The sequence below is a fragment of the Bradyrhizobium sp. USDA 10063 genome, from assembly GCF_054063735.1.
In genome coordinates this window covers 2,060,307-2,078,292 of sequence record NZ_JBSSGP010000002.1, presented here as the reverse complement: position 1 = coordinate 2,078,292, position 17,986 = coordinate 2,060,307, and the positions used below count along the sequence as shown (strand labels likewise).

Sequence of the window (17,986 nt, the reverse complement as noted above, 5' to 3'; positions counted from 1 at the left end):
AGGCTGCCTTGGCTCCAACACCGGCTTTCCCATGACCGCATCGGCGTTACCGAAATCCGTCGATGCGCTGCTCGAGCTCCTGACCTCGCGCGGCTATCTCGCCGAGCGGTCGCTCGCGACCGTGACCTATCTGGCGCTGCGCATGGGCCGGCCGCTGTTTCTGGAAGGCGAGGCCGGCGTCGGCAAGACCGAGATCGCCAAGGTGCTGTCTTCAGCGCTCGGGCGGAAGCTGATCCGCCTGCAATGCTATGAGGGTCTCGACGTCGCCTCCGCGGTCTACGAGTGGAATAGCGCGTCACAGATGATCGCGATTCGCCTGGCGGAGGCCTCGGGCGATACCGACCGTGACCAGCTTGCGAGCGACATCTTCGCCGAGCGTTTCCTGATCAAGCGGCCGCTGTTGCAGGCGCTGGAGCCTGACGTCGCCGGCCCGCCGGTGCTCCTGATCGACGAGCTCGACCGCGCTGACGAGGCGTTCGAGGCCTATCTTCTCGAAATCCTGTCGGACTTCCAGGTGACGATCCCCGAGCTCGGCACCGTGAAGGCGCCGGCGCCGCCGATCGTGATCATCACCTCCAACCGCACCCGCGAGATCCACGACGCGCTGAAGCGGCGCTGTCTCTATCACTGGGTCGATTACCCTGCCGCCGAGCGCGAACTCGCGATCGTCAAGTCGCGGGTGCCGAACATCTCGGCCAAGCTGTCGCAGCAGGTGGTGCGCTTCGTGCAGGCGTTGCGCGACCAGGATTTCTACAAGTCGCCCGGCGTCGCCGAGACCATCGACTGGGCGACTGCGCTCTCTGAGCTCGATGCCCGCTCGCTGACGCCGCAGGTGGTCGGCGACACCCTCGGTGCGCTGCTGAAGTACCAGGACGACATCGCGCGCATGCAGGGCGATACGCTGCAGAAGGTTTTGAAGGAAGCGACGAGCGACAGTTAGTCATTCGTCATTCCGGGGCGCGCGGAGCGCGAACCCGGAATCTCGCGCCACAATCTCTGGATTCCGGGTTCATGCTTCGCATGCCCCGGAATGACAAGGTCGCCACCGATGCCCATCAACCACCTTGCGCCGCCGACGGGGCACATGGCCGACAATGTCGTCGGCTTTGCCCGCGCGCTGCGGGCGGCCGGGCTGCCGGTCGGGCCGGGCTCGGTGATCGATGCGCTCAATGCGCTGCAGTTGATCGAAGTCGGCAGCCGCGCCGATTTCTACGCCACGCTGGAAGCGATCTTCGTCAAGCGCCACGAGCACGCGCTGATCTTTGCCCAGGCCTTCGACCTGTTCTTCCGCGCCGCCGAGGAGTGGAAGAGCATGCTGGACTCGGTGCCGCTGCCCGACCACGCCAAGAAGAAGCCGCCGCCGGCCTCGCGCCGCGTGCAGGAAGCGCTGTCGCACCCGGCGAGCCGCGAGGAGCGGCCGCAGGAGCAGGCGCAGGAACTGAAGCTCTCGGTCTCCGACCGCGAGATCCTGCAGAAGAAGGATTTTGCGCAGATGAGCGCGGCCGAGATCACCGAGGTCACCCGCGCCATCGCCAAGATGAGGCTGCCGCAGGCCGAGCTGGAGACCCGCCGCTACCAGCCTGATGCCCGCGGCCTCCGGCTCGACATGCGCCGCACCGTGCGCAACTCCTTGCGCACCGGCGGGGAGATCGTCGACATCCGCAAGCTCGGCCGCATCGACAAGCCGGCGCCGATCGTGGCGCTGCTCGATATCTCCGGCTCGATGAGCGAATATACCCGCCTGTTCCTGCACTTCCTGCATGCCATCACCGACGCCCGCAAGCGCGTCTCGGTGTTCCTGTTCGGCACCCGGCTGACCAATGTGACGCGGGCGCTGCGCCAGCGCGATCCCGACGAGGCGCTGGCAAGCTGCTCCTCGAGCGTCGAGGACTGGGCCGGCGGCACGAGGATCGCGACCTCGCTGCACACGTTCAACAAGCTGTGGGCCCGGCGGGTGCTGGGGCAGGGGGCGATCGTGCTGCTGATCTCCGACGGGCTGGAGCGCGAGGCGGACGCCAAGCTTGCCTTCGAGATGGACCGGCTGCACCGTTCCTGTCGCCGCCTGATCTGGCTCAACCCGCTGCTGCGCTACAGCGGCTTCGAGGCCAAGGCGCAGGGCATCAAAATGATGCTGCCCCACGTTGACGAATTCCGCCCGGTACATAACTTGAGTTCCATCCAGGGGCTGATCGAGGCGCTTTCGGCCCCCCCGCCGCCTCATCATCGCAGCCTGATCCGCTCCGTAGCTTGAAGAGGGTTTTCAAATGCTCAATCGCGACGAGGACATCCTGAAGGCGGCTGAGGACTGGCAGAAGGCCGGCCACGGGGTGGCGCTGGCCACCGTGGTCGAAACCTGGGGCTCGGCGCCCCGACCGGCGGGTTCGAGCCTCGTCATCAACGACGAGGGCACGTTCCTGGGCTCGGTCTCCGGCGGCTGCGTCGAGGGCGCCGTGGTGACCGAGGCGCTCGATGTGATCTCGAGCGGCCAGCCAAAGATGCTCGAATTCGGCGTCGCTGACGAGACCGCCTGGAATGTCGGCCTGTCCTGCGGCGGCACCATCCGCGTCTTCGTCGAGAAGGTAGGCTAGCCGTGAAGCTCGAAACGCTGAAAGAGCTGAATGCCGAGCGCGCCGCACGGCGCCCGGTGATCGTCGTCACCGATACCGCTGATGGCGAGCAGCGCCTGGTGAAGGCCAAGGACTTTGCCGCCGATCCCTTGAATGCCGAGCTTGCCAAGGCATTGCGCATGGGCAAGAGCACCAACGTCGAGGTCGGCGGCAAGAAGCTGTTCCTCAACGTCTACGCGCCGACCGCAAAGCTCGTGATCGTCGGCGCCGTCCATATCAGCCAGGCGCTGGCGCCGCTGGCGCGATCGCTGGATTATGACGTCACTGTCGTCGATCCGCGCACGGCCTTTGCGAGCCCCGAACGCTTTCCCGACGTGCCGTTGATTGCGGAGTGGCCTGACGTCGCGTTGCCGCCGCTCAACGTCGATCCCTATACGGCCTTCGTCGCAGTGACCCACGATCCCAAGATCGACGATCCCGCGCTGCTGCACGCCTTCGAGCGCAACTGCTTCTATATCGGGGCGCTCGGCTCGCGGAAGACGCATGCCAAGCGCGGCGAACGGCTGCGCGCCCAGGGCGCGAAGGAGAGCGACATCGCGCGCATCCATGCGCCGATCGGGCTCGACATCGGTGCGGTGTCGCCGTCGGAGATCGCGGTCGCGATCATGGCGGAGATCACCGCGACGCTGCGGCTGCCGCCGAAAGAGAAAGAAGTTGCGGCATGAGGTTCGGGCCTGCCAGTCCGCGTGACGCGATTGGCGGCGTCACCGTTCACACCCTGCGGCAGGGATCGCTGGTGCTGAAGAAGGGCACCACGATCGGCCCTGCCGAAGTGGAAGCCTTGGATAAGGCCGGCGTGAAGGAAATCGTCGTCGTGCGGCTGGAGGAGGGCGATGTCTCCGAGGACGCCGCCGCGGCCAGCATCGCGCAGGCCATTGCCGGCGACGGCGTCAACGTCGAGCGTGCCTTCACCGGCCGCGCCAATTTGTTCGCGGCACGCGCCGGCGTGCTGGTGGTCGACCGTGCCGCGGTCGATCGCATCAATGACGTCGATGAGGCGATCACGCTCGCCACGCTGACCGCGTTCAAGCCGGTGGTCGAAGGCGAGATGATCGCCACCGTCAAGCTTATTCCTTTTGGTGTCGAAGCGCGCTTGCGCGACGCGGCGGTCGCAGTGGCTGGCCGCGAGACGCTGCGGGTCGCGCCTTATGTCATCAAGAAGGTCGGCGTAGTCTCCACGATGCTGCCGGGGCTGGCGCCGAAGGTGATCGAGAAGACGCTGCGCGTCACCGCCGAGCGGCTGGCACCCGCGGGCGCCAGTGTCATCGCCGAGCGCCGCGTGCCGCATGAAGAGAAGGCACTGGCTGCCTCGATCAAGGAATTGCTCGCGCTCGGTGCCGAGCTCGTGATCGTGTTCGGCGCTTCCGCGATCGCTGATAGGCGTGACGTGATCCCCGCGGCGATCACCGGGATCGGCGGCGCGGTCGAGCATTTCGGCATGCCGGTCGATCCGGGCAATCTGCTCCTGATCGGCAGCGCGGGGAATGTGCCGGTGCTGGGTGCGCCTGGCTGCGCGCGCTCGCCGGTCGAGAACGGATTCGACTGGGTGCTGATGCGCCTGCTTGCAGGGATCAAGGTCACGCGCGCAGAGCTCACCGGCATGGGCGTCGGCGGGCTCTTGATGGAGATCGTGACGCGGCCGCAGCCGCGCACGGGCTCCGACACCGAAGGCAACCGCAATGTCGCCGCTATCGTGCTCGCCGCCGGCCGCTCGACGCGGATGGGCGGTCCCAACAAGCTGCTCGCGGAGATCAGCGGCAAGAAGCTGGTCAGGATCGCGGCCGAACAGGCGCTGGCGTCGAAGGCCTCGGAAGTGATCGTCGTCACCGGCCATCAGGCCGAACTGGTCGAGCAGGCGCTGCAGGGGCTGAAGGTGAAATTCGTGCGCAATCCGGATTTCGCCGGCGGGCTCGCGAGCTCGGTGAAGGCGGGGATATCAGCGGTGTCCGACAGCGTCGACGGCGCCGTGATCTGCCTCGGCGACATGCCGCTGATCGATGCGTCCTTGATCGATCGTCTGATCGAGACCTTTGCGCCCGACCGCGGCCATCTGATCGCGGTGCCTGTCAGCGAGGGCAGGCGCGGCAATCCCGTGCTGTGGTCGCGCCGCTTCTTCAAGGAATTGATGACGCTCGACGGCGACATCGGGGCGCGCCACCTGATCGCCAAGCATGCCGAAGCGGTGGCCGAAGTCCCCGTCGACGGCGAGAGCGCCTTCCTCGACATCGACACCCCGCAAGCCCTCGAAGCCGCGCGCGGGGCGTAAGCGTAGCTGCGTAGGGTGGGCAAAGCGAAGCGTGCCCACCGTCACGCTCCCTGCTCTGGATGGTGGGCACGCTTCGCTTTGCCCACCCTCATATGGGGCTTTGTGAGTCAAGGCTCTTGAACCGGTGCGGGTTGGGTTTTTGCAGTGAGAGGGCGGCGCGCGGAGCCATGCGTAGCGCAGCGCGACGACCGGGCCCCGGGCGAGGATTGGCTTCCGAAGATTTCTGCAGCTCACTGCATCACCTCATATCCGGTCGGATCGGCTGATCCGTACCCACATTCCGCATGCTTGCGGCGAGGAAGCCAAGAGGATGAGACCCATCTACAAAGCGGCCTGGTTGGGCCCCTGGGTGGCACGGTCATCATCCATCCTGTACGGGGCGCGCGGCGCGGAGCCGCCTCGCCCTGGTGGCGTGGTCCGGTGCTAGGCCTTCATCACGGCCTGCTCCGGAACAAGGCCGGTGGTGAGATAGCGCCACAGCGCCACGATCAGCTTGCGCGCCAGCGCGACGATGGCGATGCGCTTGGCGCGCTTGCCGGCGTTTTCGGTGCGGGTGCGGAACCAGCGGCTGAGCGCGCTGTCCGGCTGATGGCGCAGCCAGAGCCAGGCCAGTTCGATCGTCTTGTGGCGGGCGCGCCGGTTGCCGGCCTTGCTGATCCCCTGCTCGCGATCGATGCTGCCGCTTTGCCAGGGACTGGGCGCCAATCCGCAATAGCTGGCGACCTCGCGCCGGTTGCGGAAGTCCTTGTAGAACACCTCGTTCACCAGCGTCGCGGCAAACGCCGGGCCGAGCGCCTTGAGCTGCTGCAACTGATCCCGTCGCTTCGCCATCGGCGCCGGCGCCGCGGCGGCTTCCGCCGCGACTTCTGCCGCGACTTCTGTAGCGACTTGGGCCTGCTCCAGCGCCTTGAGCTGGTCGCGCACCAGCATCAGCCGGGCATGCTCGCGCTTCACTTCGGCCAGAAGCTGCGGCGGCAGCGGCTGCCCTTGCCAGTCCCGCTGCTGCTCCAGCCAGGCGAGCCAGGTCCGTCGTCGCAAGGTGCCGGCCGCCATGCCCAACAGGCGCAGCAGCGCCTTGATCCGGTTGGTGTGCCCCGTCTGCTCCTTCACCAGTCGTTCGCGTTCGCGGCTGGCGCGCCGGGCGTCCTCCTCGGCCACGCTCGGCACCCGGACGATCCGCACCACCCGCGGCTCGCCTCGCAAATGAGCCATCAAGGTGCGCAGCAGAAGCTCGCCATCGATCCGGTCTGTCTTCGCCCGCCGCGCCCGTTGCTCCACCGCGATGCTCGCCGGGTCGAAGATGAAGTTGGTGATCCCAGCCGCCGCGAGCAGCCGGTGCAGCCAGAAGCCGTCATAGCCAGCCTCGTAGCAGCTCACCACCCGCGGCGCCGCTCCAAGCTTCGCAGTCGCCCGGGCCTTGACCTGCTCGATCAGCGCCAGCAGCCCGGCGTGATCGCCGCCTTCCAGCTTGTGGCGCGATATCCGGTCCCGATCCGGACTGTGCAGCGTCACCAGCCACGTCTTCTGACTCAGTTCGATCGCAACGAAAATCGTGCCACAATGCCCGGCGGTGGGCGTGTTCTTGGTCAATGCTTGCATCAGACTCTCCGATGGTTCGAGTGTGGAAACCCAAACCTACCGGAAAGGGCGCGCTCACCGCCCCATGGAATCTACACGTCGATCGTCTTCAACCTCCCGTTCACCAAGTGGAAACGTCCGGCGGCTAGAGTTCCCGCCGACTGTCTGGGGGTGGGGAAAGTGATCGTCTCGACGAGGGCCGCGCAACGCCGCGCGTTGTTCATTCTTGCGCTGACGCTGCTGTTGGCCGCGACGCGCTTCATCACCGAGAGCTGGGCGGCGGGTGCGTTCGCCGTGGGAAAATGCGGCGCCTACGGCCATGCCTATGACTATGCTGCCGAAGCGCAGGCGCGCGCCGCGGCGTTGAAGCAGTGCAAGGGCGAATGCACCACCGTCACCATGAAGCGTGCCTGCGCTGCGTTCTCCATCGACATGACGAATCCCTGCGGCGCCCACGGCTACGCTGTGGAGCCGAAGATCTCGAGCTCGCTGAATGCCGCCACCCGCAAGTGCTATGAGTATGGCGGCAAGGAATGCGTGATCCGCGCCTGGGCCTGCGACGCCAGAGGGTGATTTTCGCAAGTCGTCGCGTTGTCACAATCGCGGTTCCGTCGCGTAGTTTGACACCGATCAAAGGGCGGGAGGTTGGTGGCCGCTAGTCTGCATTCCAAAGCGAAGGAGCAGACAGATGCCGACCATGAAAGCTGCTGTTGTCCGAAATTTTGGCAAGCCGCTCGAGATCGAGAATGTGCCAGTGCCCGAGCCAGGTCCGGGTGAAGTCCTGGTCAAGGTGAAAGCTTGCGGCGTATGTCACACCGATCTGCACGCCGCGTCCGGCGACTGGCCGGTGAAGCCGGTTCCGCCTTTCATTCCCGGCCATGAGGCTGCCGGCATCGTCGCAGCGGTCGGCCCTGATGTGACCAATCTCAGGGTTGGTGACGCCGTAGGCGTCGCGTGGCTGCATGATGCCTGCATGCGCTGTGAGTATTGCGAGACCGGTTGGGAAACCCTGTGCGAGCATCAGCACAACACCGGCTACAGCGTGAACGGTGGCTTCGCCGAATACGTCATCGCATCGGCCGCCTTCACCGCGAAATTGCCGGCCAACATTGATTTTGCAAAGGTGGCGCCGATCCTGTGCGCGGGCGTCACGACCTACAAGGGATTGAAGGAGACCGAAGCGCGGCCCGGCGAGTGGGTCGTCATATCAGGCGTCGGCGGCCTCGGCCATGTCGCGATCCAATATGCGAAGGCGATGGGGCTCAAGGTGGCCGCGGTCGATATCGCCGAGGACAAGCTTGAGCTTGCACGGACCACCGGCGCCGATCTCGCCGTCAATGCGCTGTCCGACACGGCGGTGGAGAAAGTTTTGGCGTCGACCGGGGGAGGGGCGCACGGCGTGCTGGTGACGGCGGTGTCCACCGCTGCGTTCGCGCAGGCGCTGAAGATGGTCCGCCGCAAGGGGACCGTCAGCCTCGTCGGTCTTCCGCCCGGCGAATTCCCGACGCCGATCTTCGATGTCGTGCTGAAGCGCATCACGGTGCGCGGCTCGATCGTCGGCACCCGCCGCGATCTCGACGAAGCCATCGCCTTCGCCGCCGACGGCAAGGTGCACGCCGAGATCACCAAGGCGCCGCTGGAGAAGATCAACGACATCTTCGACCGGATGAAGTCCGGCAAGATCGACGGCCGCATGGTGCTGGATTTTGCTTAGGGCGGCGAGAGCGAACTGATCCACGCGAGAGCTGCGCTCCCTCTCCCGCTTGCGGGAGAGGGCGGGGTGAGGGTGCTTCCACGGGGTCGGACCGACATGAATCCCGACAGATCGAGTCCCCCAGTGGAGAGAGCCCCCACCCGGCGCTACGCGCCGACCTCCCCCGCAAGCGGGAGAGGTGGAACCGAGCTCGCGGCAATTGACAATGACTGACTAGTCAGTCATAATTGTAACTATGAAACAGCGCACTAAACCCTCCGCTCCGTCCAAGGCCCGCCGGCCCGCCAGCAGGGCGGCGCGCGCCAGGGTGTCAAAAGTGGTCTCGCCCAAACTCGCCGGCGGCGGGCCGAACCGCGCCGAGCGCGCGGCGGAGCGGCGGGCTGCAATCGTGGAGGCGGCGATGCAGGAGTTCGTCGCGCGGGGCTTTGCCGCGACCCGGCTCGACGACATCGCCAAGCGGGCCGGCGTCGCCAAGGGCACGATCTATCTCCACTTCAAGGACAAGGAATCGATGTTCGAGGAATTGATCCGTACCGCGCTGGTGCCGCTGATCGGCCGCATGGCCCCGTCGGCGCCGCTCCACGGATCGGTGCGCGAGGTGGTGGAGGGCTTTGCGCAAATGTTTATCCGAGAGGTCGCGTCCACGTCGCGCGGCGACATCGTGCGCCTGATCATGGCCGAAGGGCCGCGCTTTCCGGCGATCGCAGATTTCTATTTCCGTGAAGTGGTCTCGCGCGGGATCGCCGGCATGCGCGCTTTGATCGAGCTTGGGATCACGCGCGGCGAGATCCGCAACAAGGAATTGGCGCGCTACCCGCAGATCATGATCGCGCCGGCACTGGTCGCGGTGATCTGGCAGAGCATGTTCAGCCGGCATTCGCCACTGGATGCGATCGAGATGTTTCGCGTTCATCTCGATCTGATCTTCGGCGAACGGAGGACGACATGATTTCGTCGCGCCTGGCGAAAATTCTGGCGATGGTAGCGCTGGCCGCGGCGCTCGCCGGCTGCCAGGAACGCCGCGATCCCGGTTTCCAGGGATGGGTCGAGGCCGACATGATCTTTGTCAGCCCGGACGAAGCCGGCCGCGTGACGAAGCTCAACGTGCGCGAAGGCGAGGAGGTCAAGGTCGGCGAACTGCTTTATTCGGTCGACGACGACCTGCAGCAGGCCGATCTCAATCAGAACAAGGCCACGCTTGCCAATGCGCAGCAGACCTATGACCGCGCCGCTTCGCTGAGAGGGACGGGCGCAGGCACGCAGGCCAATCTTGACGCCGCCGTCTCGGCGCTGCGCGTGGCCGAAGCAAAGGTCAACACGTCGGAGACGCGGTTGGCGCGGCGCAAGGGTTTCGCGCCGGTCGCCGGCACCATCCAGCAGATCTATTTCCGCGAGGGCGAGATGGTGGCGGCGCAGCGGCCGGTGCTTTCGATCATGCCGCCCGGCAACATGAAGCTGCGCTTCTTTGTGCCCGAGACCGAACTGCCGAAGCTTTCAATCGGCGACCAGGTCCGTGTGGTCTGCGACAATTGCGCCGCCGATCTCACGGCGAAGATCTATTTCATCGCCACCACGGCGGAATACACGCCGCCCGTGATCTACAGCCTCGATGAGCGCAACAAGCTCGTCTACCTGATCCAGGCGCGGCCGAGCCGGCCGGATGCCTTGCGCGTCGGGCAGCCGATCAGCGTCTATCTCAATCCGAAGACGCCGGTAGCGGATCGGCAATGAGCGCGGCCACCAACCATACGCCCGACATCGCCATCGATGTCCATGGCCTGACCAAATCGTTCGGCGGCCGCGAGGTCGTGCATGATCTGTCGATGCAGGTCAGGCGCGGCTCGATCTACGGTTTCCTCGGTCCCAACGGCAGCGGCAAGACCACGACCATCCGCATGCTCTGCGGCCTGCTCACGCCCGACAGCGGCAATGGCACCTGCCTCGGCTACGATATCCGCCGCGATGCCGATCGGATCAAACGCCAGGTCGGCTACATGACGCAGCGCTTCAGCCTGTACCAGGACCTCTCGGTGCGCGAGAATCTGGAATTCGTCGCGCGGCTCTACGGCCTGCCTGACGCGCGCGGCGCCGCGCGCGAGATGATCGCGCGCATCGGGCTGAACGGTCGGGAGGAGCAGCTTGCCGGCAATCTCTCCGGCGGCTGGAAGCAGCGGCTTGCGCTCGGTGCCTGCACGCTGCCCAATCCGAGACTCTTGCTGCTCGACGAGCCGACCGCCGGCGTCGACCCCAAGGCGCGGCGCGATTTCTGGAACGAGATCCACGCGCTTGCTGCCGAGGGCCTGACCGTGCTGGTTTCCACGCACTACATGGATGAGGCCGAGCGCTGCCATGAGATTGCGTATATCGCCTATGGCCATCTGCTGACGCATGGGACGGTGGAAGAGGTGATCGCGGAATCCGCGCTCTCGACCTATACCGTCTCCGGCGACGAGCTCAACGGGCTCGCGGGCGAACTCACCGGCAAGGACGGCATCGACATGGTGGCGCCGTTCGGCACCAGCCTGCACGTCTCCGGCCGCGACAAGGCGGCGCTGGATGCGACCATTGCGCCGTATCGCGATAATCCGCGCTGGCACTGGCAGGACAGCCAGCCGTCGCTCGAAGACGTGTTCATCGATCTCATGGGCCGCTCCAAGGATAATTTCCAAGGATAATCTCCAATGAGCGCGATCGAGGCAATCCATCCCACCGTTGAGGCAAGGGAGCCGGCCTTCGGCTTCTGGCGACGCAGCTATGCGATGCTGGTGAAGGAATTCATCCAGCTCCGCCGCGACCGCGTCTCCTTCGCCATGATCGTGATGATCCCGGTGATGCAGCTCCTGCTGTTCGGCTATGCCATCAACACCACGCCGCGCCATCTGCCGACGGCGGTGCTAGTACAGCAGGACAGCGATCTCGGGCGCTCGATCCTGAAGGCGATGGAGAACACCGCCTATTTCCGCTTCACCCGCGAAGTGCACGATGTCGCCGAGTTCGACGAGCTCCTGAAATCCGGCAAGGTGCTGTTCGGCGTCGAGATCCCGCGCGGCTTCGAGCGCGCGGTACGGCGTGGCGACAAGCCGGCGCTATTGGTCGCGGCCGACGCCACCGATCCAGTGGCGGCGGGATCTGCGCTCGGCGCGCTTGGCGCGCTGGTGCAGACCGCGCTGGAGCATGATCTGCGCACCGGCGATCCCCCGGAAATGCCGTTCGAGATCAGGACGCATGCCCGCTACAACCCGGCCGCGGAGTCGCGGCTCAACATCGTGCCGGGCCTGGTCGGCACCATCCTGACCATGACCATGCTGATCTTCACCGCGCTGTCGGTGACGCGCGAGATCGAGCGCGGCACCATGGAGAGCCTGCTCTCGATGCCGATCAAGCCGGTGGAGGTGATGTTCGGCAAGATCATCCCTTATGTGATTGTCGGCTTCGTGCAGGCCTCGCTGATCGTCGGCATCGGCGTGCTGCTGTTCGGCGTCCCGATCCTTGGCAGCGTGCTCCTGCTGGCGGCGCTGACCACGCTGTTCATCACCACCAATCTCTCGATCGGCTATACGTTTTCGACCATCGTGCAGAACCAGTTGCAGGCGATGCAGCTCTCGATGATGTTCTTCCTGCCGAGCATCCTGCTCTCCGGCTTCATGTTTCCGTTCGCGGGCATGCCAGTCTGGGCACAATATCTCGGCGAGGGCCTGCCGCTGACCCATTACGTCCGCATCGTCCGCGCCATCATGCTCAAGGGCGCCGGCCCCGCCAACCTGCAATACGACACGATTGCACTCATTGTACTGATGCTGGTGGCGATGACGATCGCCGTGACACGCTTCCGTCGCACGCTCGATTGAGGCTATAGTCGCCCGACGAAGGGCACGAGCATGGCCAGATTCTGGGGTAGGAAAAAAGACGCGCAAGCTTCGGCTGTATCGGCCGAATTCCACCAGATATTGATGCGCGAAGTGATGACGACCGAGCTGCTCCGGGTCAAGGCGCTGATCGGGACCGTCGCGCTGCTCTCGCTGATCTCAGGCATCGTCTACCTGTTCGCCCCCGACGCGGTGAGCCGGGTCTGGCACGGCAACCTCAATCCGCTCTATCTTTACGGAATCGTCGTGCCATTCATCCTGTTCGAGCTGTGGGTGCATGGGGCGATCACGCGGCACATGCGCAAGGGGCGCGACCTGCCGGTGATCCGGCGCTATCTCGGCGCGCTGGTCGAGACCTCGATACCGACAGTTGCGCTGGCGCTGCAGATCAACAGCATGGGCTCGGAAGCAGCGCTCGGCTTCGTCGGGCCGCTTATCTATTTCATCTTCATCATCCTCTCGACGCTGCGGCTGGATTTCTGGCTCTCGGCCTTCACCGGGTTCGTCGCAGCGGCGCAGTTGTTCTGCATGGCGATGTTCTATCATCCGGCAGGCGACACCGCGCCGGAGCCTAACCTGTACTATCACGCTTCGCGCAGCTTGATCCTGCTGGTCTGCGGCGTGCTTGCGGGCGCGGTCGGCATGCAGTTGCGGCGGCAATTCGAGGCCAGCATCGCGGCCGCCACCGCGCGTGACCGCATCACCGACCTGTTCGGGCAGCACGTCTCGCCGCAGGTGGTCGAGCGGCTGATGACGGAAGGCGCCTCGACCGACAGCGATATCCGCCGTGTCGCGGTGATGTTCGTCGATTTCCGCAGCTTCACCGCGGGCGCGCGGGAGCGCTCGCCGCAAGAAGTGGTCGAGCGGCTCGACCGTGCCTTTGCCGTGCTGGTCGATATCCTCGACCGCCATGGCGGCATCGTGAACAAGTTTTTGGGCGACGGCTTCCTCGCACTGTTCGGCGCCCCGCTCGAAGCCGACGACGCCGCGCATCAGGCGGTGGCCGCGGCGCGCGAGATGCTGATCGCCAATGCGCGATTCAACGAGACCACGAGCTGGCCGCTGCGTATCGGCATCGCCATCCATATCGGCGAGGTCGTCGCCGGCAGTATCGGCTCGCCCAGGCGCAAGGAATATACCGTGATCGGCGACACCGTGAATTTCGCCGCGCGGCTGGAGACGCTCAACAAGGAGCTCAACTCGCAGTTCCTGATCTCGTCCGAAGTGCGCGAGGCGATCGGCGAGGCGGCGCACGATGCCGTGCCGCGCGGCGAGGTACCGGTCCGCGGCTACGAGAAGCCCGTTGCGGTGTGGCAACTGGGATAGGAGGAATCTATGCAGCGTCGCTACATCACCGTGGACGTTTTCACCGATCGCGCGTTCGGCGGCAATCCGCTTGCCGTGGTGCTCGATGCGACCGGCCTGTCGACCGCGCAGATGCAGGCGATCGCGACCGAGTTCAACTATTCCGAGACGACCTTCGTGCTGCCGCCGCAGGACAGAACAAACGACGCGCAGGTCCGCATCTTCACGGTGCGCTCGGAAATCCCCTTCGCCGGCCATCCGAATGTCGGCACTGCCTTCGTGCTGGCGACGCTCGCGAAAAAGCCGCCGGAGCGGCTGAGATTTGAGGAGAAGGCTGGGCTCGTGCCGGTCGAGATCCTGGCCGGGCAGGGCAGGGTCACGGGCGCCGAGCTCACCGCGCCGCAGCCGCTGAAGCTGATGTCGCGCGTCGATGCCGAACAGGCCGCGGCCTGCCTGTCGCTATCAGCGAGTGACGTGAAGATGGACCGGCATCCGCCGCAGATCGCCTCGGTCGGGCTGCCGTTCCTGATGGTCGAGCTCGCCTCGCGCGATGCGCTGAAGCGGGCACGGCCCGATGCCGCGGCGTTCGCGCGGACGTTTCCGTGTGACGGCTCCGATGCGGTCTATTTCTATACGCGTGATGTGCCCGCAAGCGAGCAGCCGCTCGACCTGCAGGCGCGCATGTTCCATCCCGGCTCGAGCGGTCTCTCCGAGGATCCCGCCACCGGCAGCGCCACCGCGGCCGCCGCCGCATTCCTCGCCGAGCTCGACGGACCGCGCGAGGGCGAGTTGCGGCTGCGCATCGGGCAGGGCGTCGACATGGGCCGGCCGAGTCTCCTGCTCACCCGCGTCCACAAGCGGGGCGGCGTTGCCGCGTCCGTGCATGTCGGCGGCGGCTGCGTGAAGATGATGGAGGGGACGTTGGAGTTGGAGGGGGAGGGGTAATCCACCCACCCTCCGTCATTCCGGGATGCGCCGCAGGCGCAGGCCCGGAATCCATCCTACCGCACAACGCGCGGCGAAATGGATTCCGGGCTCGCGCTTCGCGCGCCCCGGAATGACGACTTACACCTGCGGCGCCACCAAATTCTCCACCTTCACGCCGTCGCGGTCCTCGATGATCTCAGCGATCATCTGGCGGTGACAATGCGTGTGGTCGCGCTCGTAGCACATCAGGCACACCGGTCCCGCCTTCTTCACCAGCGACGACAATTCGTCGAGCTCTTCCTGCGCCTGCGACGTCTTCAGGTGCTTTCCATAGATCTTGCGGAGCGCCTCGTACTGGCCGCTGCGCGCAGCAAGCCGTCCCTCTTTCGGGGTGCCGAGCGCCGCGAGATGGACATAGGCGATGCCGCGCTCGTCGAGCCCCGCTGCAAGCTGCTTCTTGGAGAAGCCTGGCCGGCGCGATGACGTTACCGCCCGGACATCGACCAGAAGCTTCACGCCGGCTTGCTCGAGCTCATCGAGCACCGCCTTTGGGGGTGTCTGCTCGTAGCCGATCGTGAAGAGCTTCTTGGCTTTGGCCATCTCGTATCCCAGTCACTTCACGCGCTCGATCAACTCCATCGCGCCGGCCGGCGCGCGCACCTTTCCTTCGTGGATCACATAGGCGAACACGTCGCGCGGCGCCTTCTTCGGCTTGGCCTTGTCGACATGGGGCAGGTCGTCCGGATCGCCGCCGCCGGCCCATTCCTCGAACCGCTTGGCCCAGGCGTCGAGCTGCTTCGGCGGGTAACAGGTCTTGATCTCGTCATTGCCTTTCTGCAGCCGCGCGTAAACGAAATCGCTGGCGACGTCGGCAATCGCCGGATATTTGCCGTGCTCGGCGAACACCACCGGCGTCTGGAATTCGCGGATCAGCGCGACGAATTCGGGCGCGCAGAAACTGTCGTGCCGCACTTCGACCACATGGCGCAGCGCGCGGCCGTCGAGCTTGCGCGGCAAGAGCTCGAGGAACTTGCCGAAATCGGCGCCGTCGAATTTCTTGGTCGGCGCGAATTGCCAGAGCACCGGCCCGAGCCGGTCGCCCAGTTCCAGCACGCCGGAATCATAGAAGCGCTTGATGGAATCGCCGGCCTCCGCCAGCACGCGGCGGTTGGTCGCAAAGCGCGGGCCCTTCACGGAGAACACGAATCCGTCCGGGACTTCGCTTGCCCATTTGCGGAAGCTCTCCGGCTTCTGCGAGCCGTAATAGGTGCCGTTGATCTCGATCGAGGTCAGCTTCGAGGCGGCATAGGACAGCTCCTTCGATTGCGCGAGTTTTTCCGGATAGAACACGCCGCGCCACGGCTCGAAGGTCCAGCCGCCGATGCCGATGTAGATGCTGCCTGAAGTTTTCTTTGGGGCTTTGGCCACGAGAAGAACTCATCGTGAGGGGGGACAGCCAAGACTAGTCAAATAAATCGTGATTGGCCAGTTCGCCAGCGGCGGTTGGTCCGAGCTTTATCGATCGTCGCGTTCCGCGCTAGGATCGCTCAAAAAGGAGAACAACCATGCGCATGATGATCGCGGCCCTTCTCGTCTTGATATCCTCCGCCGCGATCGCCGACGACGACCTCGACGATGCGCACAAGCTCGCCGTGATCGGCCGCGACGCCTACTGGAATTGCCTCGCGCGCGAATATCCCCGCGACAGCAACAAGACCATGTCAGACCAGGAGTTCGCGTCCCTGATGGCGGGCGCATGTCCCTCGGAGCGGCAGAATTTCCGGGCCTCGCTGATCGGCTTTCTCACCGAGCAATTCCCGAACGAGGACCCGAGCGCGCATCTCGCCACCGCCAACCGCGCCATCGAGCTAGCGCAGAAGGACATCGTCACCGCTTTCGTCCGACGCAAGGCGGCGGCGAAGTAGGCGGGCCTATTCCTCGACCGGCGTCTTTCATGATATCAGGAACCGTCATGGCGCGATCGGGCGATCGCGTTCCAGTTGCGGGATAATCGGGTATGAAATCTCAATCGGTCGGAGGCCTCTTGGGCGCCATCGTCGCGGTCATCGTGCTGGGGGCGGCGGTCGTCTATGGGCCGATCGGGCAGATGGGCAAGCCCAAACCGGCCGAGACGCAGCAGCCCGCGGCGGCGGCGCAACCGGCGCCCGCCGAGCCGGCCCCGAAGGGGCCGGTGATTCGGGAGGTCCCGAACTAGAGATTTGGTTCTGATTGGATCAGAACCAAATCTCTAGATTCTTGTTTTGACGCGTTTTCTTCACGCGAACCGGTATCCACTTCGCTCGAAAATGCTCTAGCCTGAGCGCCCGCGTAGCCCCTTGCGGAAGCGCACAACGGTTCCTATTTAGCTAGCAACGGCGCCGTCGCAGCCTGAAAGGGCTCTGGCGCTGGGACGACCACGCAATAGCAAGGCAGCGCCGGATGTACGCGCGCCTGTTGTTCGTGGTCGTTGGCATTTTCGGGCGCCTTCGGGCCCGTTTTCCCGCATTCTGGCCGGCGTTAGGGCTTCCCGCGGCCTGGCAGCGCGGATATACGCTTGGCCGCCATGAATGACGCCATCAAACCGGGCCCCGAAATCCCGTCGCAGGCCGTTGGTTTGCCACTTCTTTCGGTTGTCGTCCCCACCTTCAAAGAGCGCGATAACGTCGCCGTCCTGTACCGGCGACTGGAGACGACGCTCGCCGGCATCCCCTGGGAGGTCATCTTCGTCGACGACAATTCTCCTGACGGAACCTGGGAGGTGGTGCGCGGCCTGGCGCGGCAGGATTCCCGCGTCCGCTGCATCCGCCGGGTCGGGCGGCGCGGGCTCTCGGGCGCCTGCATCGAGGGTATCCTCGCCTCCAGCGCGCCCTATGCGGCGGTGATGGACGCCGACCTGCAGCATGACGAGACGCAACTGCCGAAGATGGTCGAGCTGTTGCGGAGCGGGCAGGCGGATCTCGTGCTCGGCAGCCGCTACATCGAGGGCTACCGGGCCGAGGGGTTCAACAAGCAGCGCGCCGGCGCCAGCGCCTTCGCCACCGAGATCGCGCGCCGCCTGCTGCGGGTCGACATCGCCGATCCCATGAGCGGCTTCTTCGCGATCCGTCGCGACCGCTTCGAGGAGCTGGCGCCGAACCTCTCGACGCAAGGCTTCAAGATCCTGCTCGACGTGGTCGCCACGGCGCAGGGCAAGCTGCGTACGGTGGAGATACCCTATACGTTCGGCTCGCGGCAGCACGGCGAGAGCAAGCTCGATTCCATGGTCGCGCTGGATTTCCTCGGGCTGGTGCTGGCGAAGCTGACGAATGACGTCATCTCGCTCCGCTTCGTGCTGTTCGGCCTGGTCGGCTCGCTCGGCCTGCTCGTGCATCTCGCCGCATTGTTCGTTGCGCTGGAAGTCTTCGGCGCGCCGTTTGCGGAGGCGCAGGCGACCGGCGCGATCGTCGCGATGACCAGCAACTTCATCCTGAACAATTTCCTGACCTATCGCGACCAGCGGCTGAAGGGCTTTGCGATCTTGCGCGGCCTCTTGCTGTTCTACCTCGTCTGCAGCGTTGGCCTGTTCGCCAATGTCGGCGTCGCCTTCTCGGTCTATGACCAGGAGCCGATCTGGTGGCTCGCGGGCGCGGCCGGCGCGCTGATGGGCGTGGTTTGGAACTACGCGATGTCCGGACTGTTCGTCTGGCGCAAGCGATGATCGGGA

Annotated in this window: 19 protein-coding genes; 16 read left to right on the top strand and 3 right to left on the bottom strand. The window is 65.3% G+C overall.

Annotation, left to right across the window (positions count from 1 at the left end):
* Window positions 1–31 precede the first annotated feature (31 nt).
* The 5 genes from ACVJGD_RS12220 to ACVJGD_RS12200 all read left to right on the top strand — a co-directional run bounded on the left by ACVJGD_RS12220 (window position 32) and on the right by ACVJGD_RS12200 (window position 4,893).
* Window positions 32–940, top strand: coding sequence for an AAA family ATPase (locus tag ACVJGD_RS12220; protein WP_456634576.1), 909 nt, complete (start codon window positions 32–34; stop codon window positions 938–940).
* A 108-nt stretch (window positions 941–1,048) separates the two neighbouring features.
* Entirely contained in the window at window positions 1,049–2,251 is a 1,203-nt protein-coding gene (locus tag ACVJGD_RS12215) for a vWA domain-containing protein (protein WP_456634575.1), read from the top strand.
* Window positions 2,252–2,264: 13 nt separating this feature from the next.
* On the top strand, window positions 2,265–2,588 hold the full coding sequence (locus tag ACVJGD_RS12210; protein WP_456634574.1) for an XdhC family protein: 324 nt from the start codon (window positions 2,265–2,267) through the stop codon (window positions 2,586–2,588).
* A gap of 2 nt (window positions 2,589–2,590) precedes the next feature.
* Window positions 2,591–3,292 (top strand): XdhC family protein, encoded by a 702-nt coding sequence (locus ACVJGD_RS12205; RefSeq protein ID WP_456634573.1) that lies wholly within the window; start codon window positions 2,591–2,593, stop codon window positions 3,290–3,292.
* Window positions 3,289–4,893, top strand: coding sequence for an NTP transferase domain-containing protein (locus ACVJGD_RS12200; protein ID WP_456634572.1), 1,605 nt, complete (start codon window positions 3,289–3,291; stop codon window positions 4,891–4,893). Before ACVJGD_RS12205 ends, ACVJGD_RS12200 begins: the two co-directional genes overlap by 4 nt.
* Window positions 4,894–5,316: 423 nt before the next feature.
* On the opposite strand, the gene ACVJGD_RS12195 is transcribed toward ACVJGD_RS12200, so the two are convergent.
* Window positions 5,317–6,492 (bottom strand): IS110 family RNA-guided transposase, encoded by a 1,176-nt coding sequence (locus ACVJGD_RS12195; protein ID WP_456632918.1) that lies wholly within the window; start codon window positions 6,490–6,492, stop codon window positions 5,317–5,319.
* Window positions 6,493–6,651: 159 nt separating this feature from the next.
* Here ACVJGD_RS12195 and ACVJGD_RS12190 point away from each other — a divergent pair, with 159 nt between their 5' ends.
* The 8 genes from ACVJGD_RS12190 to ACVJGD_RS12155 all read left to right on the top strand — a co-directional run bounded on the left by ACVJGD_RS12190 (window position 6,652) and on the right by ACVJGD_RS12155 (window position 14,301).
* Window positions 6,652–7,044 (top strand): DUF4189 domain-containing protein, encoded by a 393-nt coding sequence (locus ACVJGD_RS12190; protein ID WP_456634571.1) that lies wholly within the window; start codon window positions 6,652–6,654, stop codon window positions 7,042–7,044.
* A 115-nt stretch (window positions 7,045–7,159) separates the two neighbouring features.
* The gene (gene adhP, locus ACVJGD_RS12185; RefSeq protein ID WP_456634570.1) at window positions 7,160–8,185 is read left to right on the top strand and encodes an alcohol dehydrogenase AdhP; all 1,026 of its coding nucleotides are present in this window, start codon (window positions 7,160–7,162) and stop codon (window positions 8,183–8,185) included.
* Window positions 8,186–8,420: 235 nt separating this feature from the next.
* Window positions 8,421–9,134, top strand: coding sequence for a TetR/AcrR family transcriptional regulator (locus tag ACVJGD_RS12180; RefSeq protein ID WP_456634569.1), 714 nt, complete (start codon window positions 8,421–8,423; stop codon window positions 9,132–9,134).
* A complete protein-coding gene (locus tag ACVJGD_RS12175; RefSeq protein ID WP_456634568.1) occupies window positions 9,131–9,916 on the top strand; it encodes an HlyD family secretion protein in 786 nt (261 codons plus the stop codon). The genes ACVJGD_RS12180 and ACVJGD_RS12175 overlap by 4 nt, the downstream gene beginning before the upstream one ends.
* Window positions 9,913–10,860, top strand: coding sequence for an ABC transporter ATP-binding protein (locus ACVJGD_RS12170; protein WP_456634567.1), 948 nt, complete (start codon window positions 9,913–9,915; stop codon window positions 10,858–10,860). The genes ACVJGD_RS12175 and ACVJGD_RS12170 overlap by 4 nt, the downstream gene beginning before the upstream one ends.
* A 6-nt stretch (window positions 10,861–10,866) precedes the next feature.
* A complete protein-coding gene (locus tag ACVJGD_RS12165) occupies window positions 10,867–12,033 on the top strand; it encodes an ABC transporter permease (RefSeq protein ID WP_456634566.1) in 1,167 nt (388 codons plus the stop codon).
* 30 nt (window positions 12,034–12,063) lie between these two features.
* Complete coding sequence (locus ACVJGD_RS12160) at window positions 12,064–13,377, top strand: adenylate/guanylate cyclase domain-containing protein (protein ID WP_456634565.1); 1,314 nt, start codon at window positions 12,064–12,066, stop codon at window positions 13,375–13,377.
* A gap of 9 nt (window positions 13,378–13,386) precedes the next feature.
* Window positions 13,387–14,301, top strand: coding sequence for a PhzF family phenazine biosynthesis protein (locus ACVJGD_RS12155; protein WP_456634564.1), 915 nt, complete (start codon window positions 13,387–13,389; stop codon window positions 14,299–14,301).
* 120 nt (window positions 14,302–14,421) lie between these two features.
* Here the strand turns inward: ACVJGD_RS12155 and ACVJGD_RS12150 are convergent, their stop codons facing one another.
* On the bottom strand, window positions 14,422–14,883 hold the full coding sequence (locus tag ACVJGD_RS12150) for a DUF488 domain-containing protein (RefSeq protein WP_456634563.1): 462 nt from the start codon (window positions 14,881–14,883) through the stop codon (window positions 14,422–14,424).
* 12 nt (window positions 14,884–14,895) lie between these two features.
* Window positions 14,896–15,711, bottom strand: coding sequence for a DUF72 domain-containing protein (locus ACVJGD_RS12145; RefSeq protein ID WP_456634562.1), 816 nt, complete (start codon window positions 15,709–15,711; stop codon window positions 14,896–14,898).
* 137 nt (window positions 15,712–15,848) lie between these two features.
* Between ACVJGD_RS12145 and ACVJGD_RS12140 the strand changes: the two genes are divergently transcribed.
* From ACVJGD_RS12140 to ACVJGD_RS12130, 3 genes are all read left to right on the top strand, one after another.
* Window positions 15,849–16,208, top strand: coding sequence for a hypothetical protein (locus ACVJGD_RS12140; RefSeq protein ID WP_456634561.1), 360 nt, complete (start codon window positions 15,849–15,851; stop codon window positions 16,206–16,208).
* Between the two features lie 92 nt (window positions 16,209–16,300).
* The gene (locus ACVJGD_RS12135) at window positions 16,301–16,498 is read left to right on the top strand and encodes a hypothetical protein (RefSeq protein WP_456634560.1); all 198 of its coding nucleotides are present in this window, start codon (window positions 16,301–16,303) and stop codon (window positions 16,496–16,498) included.
* Window positions 16,499–16,846: 348 nt separating this feature from the next.
* Window positions 16,847–17,980: a glycosyltransferase family 2 protein gene (locus tag ACVJGD_RS12130; RefSeq protein ID WP_456640235.1), complete on the top strand. Its 1,134-nt coding sequence runs from the start codon at window positions 16,847–16,849 to the stop codon at window positions 17,978–17,980.
* Window positions 17,981–17,986 lie beyond the last annotated feature (6 nt).

Excerpts from the sequence above, each read along its gene's own strand:
- ACVJGD_RS12220 (WP_456634576.1), top strand. The coding sequence starts at position 32 with ATGACCGCATCGGCGTTACCGAAATCCGTCGATGCGCTGCTCGAGCTC.
- ACVJGD_RS12215 (WP_456634575.1), top strand. The coding sequence starts at position 1,049 with ATGCCCATCAACCACCTTGCGCCGCCGACGGGGCACATGGCCGACAAT.
- ACVJGD_RS12210 (WP_456634574.1), top strand. The coding sequence starts at position 2,265 with ATGCTCAATCGCGACGAGGACATCCTGAAGGCGGCTGAGGACTGGCAG.
- ACVJGD_RS12200 (WP_456634572.1), top strand. The coding sequence starts at position 3,289 with ATGAGGTTCGGGCCTGCCAGTCCGCGTGACGCGATTGGCGGCGTCACC.
- ACVJGD_RS12195 (WP_456632918.1), bottom strand. The coding sequence starts at position 6,492 with ATGCAAGCATTGACCAAGAACACGCCCACCGCCGGGCATTGTGGCACG.
- adhP (WP_456634570.1), top strand. The coding sequence starts at position 7,160 with ATGCCGACCATGAAAGCTGCTGTTGTCCGAAATTTTGGCAAGCCGCTC.
- ACVJGD_RS12180 (WP_456634569.1), top strand. The coding sequence starts at position 8,421 with ATGAAACAGCGCACTAAACCCTCCGCTCCGTCCAAGGCCCGCCGGCCC.
- ACVJGD_RS12175 (WP_456634568.1), top strand. The coding sequence starts at position 9,131 with ATGATTTCGTCGCGCCTGGCGAAAATTCTGGCGATGGTAGCGCTGGCC.
- ACVJGD_RS12170 (WP_456634567.1), top strand. The coding sequence starts at position 9,913 with ATGAGCGCGGCCACCAACCATACGCCCGACATCGCCATCGATGTCCAT.
- ACVJGD_RS12165 (WP_456634566.1), top strand. The coding sequence starts at position 10,867 with ATGAGCGCGATCGAGGCAATCCATCCCACCGTTGAGGCAAGGGAGCCG.
- ACVJGD_RS12160 (WP_456634565.1), top strand. The coding sequence starts at position 12,064 with ATGGCCAGATTCTGGGGTAGGAAAAAAGACGCGCAAGCTTCGGCTGTA.
- ACVJGD_RS12155 (WP_456634564.1), top strand. The coding sequence starts at position 13,387 with ATGCAGCGTCGCTACATCACCGTGGACGTTTTCACCGATCGCGCGTTC.
- ACVJGD_RS12150 (WP_456634563.1), bottom strand. The coding sequence starts at position 14,883 with ATGGCCAAAGCCAAGAAGCTCTTCACGATCGGCTACGAGCAGACACCC.
- ACVJGD_RS12140 (WP_456634561.1), top strand. The coding sequence starts at position 15,849 with ATGCGCATGATGATCGCGGCCCTTCTCGTCTTGATATCCTCCGCCGCG.
- ACVJGD_RS12135 (WP_456634560.1), top strand. The coding sequence starts at position 16,301 with ATGAAATCTCAATCGGTCGGAGGCCTCTTGGGCGCCATCGTCGCGGTC.
- ACVJGD_RS12130 (WP_456640235.1), top strand. The coding sequence starts at position 16,847 with ATGAATGACGCCATCAAACCGGGCCCCGAAATCCCGTCGCAGGCCGTT.